Raw genomic sequence first — 1673 nt, 5'->3', positions numbered from 1 at the left:
CAGACATGGTCGGCCTGGTAGGTGTTGAGGTACATGAGGCAGAACATCAGTACAGAAGCAGCCAAGATCATGAGAAGGAATGTTCTGTACGGCTGCATTGTTCTCTCCTGTGACGTCTAACACCAGAATTAAGCCGTGCCGCGAAGCGGCATCGGCTTGAATGAATTGTTAGGGCCCAAGCTGCAGGTAACAAGCATGTAGCTCCTCCAGCAATTGCTCCCTCGCTTTCAGCATGTTCGTACGCCACGTGTCTATCACGTTATCGGACATCGGGTCATCCTGGCTAAGCGCCGACCGCCGATATGAGATCACCATGTCTCCGTAACTCCGAAGTGCTCCCTGGGCGTCACGCTTGCCCAAGAGCAGAAGCTTGGCTTCGGAGCTGGTGAGCTCATGGAAGATGTTGAAGAGAATGTCGTTGCTCTCAGCCAGATTAGCCGCCTTGCGTTCATTCAGAGGCTTGCCTTGACGCCTGAGCCGGTGCGCGTCTGTGGCCAGAGCCCAATGACGCAGCGCCGCCTGCGTGAAGCGCTCCGTTTGCTCAGCAACGTCTTTCAGCATCTCGAATTCACGATCAACGCGAGCGCGATCAAGCTCACGCCGGTGCTGGGATCGGGACAGCAAGAGAGAGGAAGCGCCAGCAATTAAGGCGCCGAGCCCGATCTTGACTGCGGAATCTATGACCTCCAACCAAGTCATGTAGTGGGCCCTAACGCCAGAGTTAAGCCGAGACGTGTAGTGGAGCGAAGCACATGGCAAGCTTTACCTGCCATGTGGTTTGCGTAACGAAGCGGCTTCGGCTTGAACGACTTGTTAGGCGGCAGCTGGCCCGGATGGTGAACTCCCCGACCCGGACGAATCGCATCCCAACCCCTGAGCCGAACACTACAACACCTTGAGCCGATCTGGCCGTGCCGCCCGGGCGAGCCACGATGTGGCCTGCGGCAGGATTGCGAACCGCTGCGACGAGCGACTGTTGCCGAAGCTGACGTTGCCCGGCAGCCCCCAGTGCTCATGGTCACGATGTGAGCGCGGAGCCTGCTGCCGGCTTGGCGATGCTTAACGAAGCGACCCTGCGAGCTGGCGATGACTGCCCGAAGAGCAACCCACGATGTGCGAGCGGGCTTGCCCAGTGACGCCTAACACCAGAGTTAAGCCGTGTCGCAGCGGGGCGTGAAGCGCATGGCAAGCTGTACCTGCCATGTGATTTGCGCCCCGATGTGGCATCGGCTTGAACGACTCGTTAGGCCGCCGTTCCCTGGCACTTGCGCGCGACGTGCGGCGGCCCAACCCCCTGAGGCGAACAGTACAACAAGCGCCGTGTCTGGTGCTGCCGAAGCGCACCATGCGCGCGGCCAAGAACTCTCACCACGCAGTGCCCGAAGCCGACTCGGCCGGTCGAATCTTGCGAAGAGCCGCGCCTGTCCGAAGCCGAAGTACTGCAGCGCTGACTGCCGATGCCTGCACCGCGCGTGCGAGTTGCAAACGCTGCGGATAAGCGAGCCGCGACAGATTGCCTGGAACCCGGCAACGACAGTGCGGGAAACAAGGCCTAACACCTAAGCTAAGCCGCGCCACAGCGGGGCGTGAAGCACATGGCAAGCTGTACCTGCCATGTGGTTTGCGCCCCGATGCGGTGTCGGCTTGAGCGCATTGTTAGGCCGCCGTTTGAC

Annotated in this window: 1 protein-coding gene; it reads left to right on the top strand. The window is 60.3% G+C overall.

All coding sequences use genetic code 11. The annotated features are described in order from the left end of the window. Window positions 1-393 precede the first annotated feature (393 nt). The gene (locus WCE37_RS14700) at window positions 394-648 is read left to right on the top strand and encodes a hypothetical protein (RefSeq protein WP_343279995.1); all 255 of its coding nucleotides are present in this window, start codon (window positions 394-396) and stop codon (window positions 646-648) included. Window positions 649-1673 lie beyond the last annotated feature (1025 nt).

The sequence above is a fragment of the Luteimonas sp. MJ250 genome, from assembly GCF_039548455.1.
Taxonomy (GTDB): Bacteria; Pseudomonadota; Gammaproteobacteria; order Xanthomonadales; family Xanthomonadaceae; genus Luteimonas.
The sequence above is the reverse complement of the archived record's forward strand: the minus strand, read 5'-3'. Positions and strand labels throughout refer to the sequence as shown.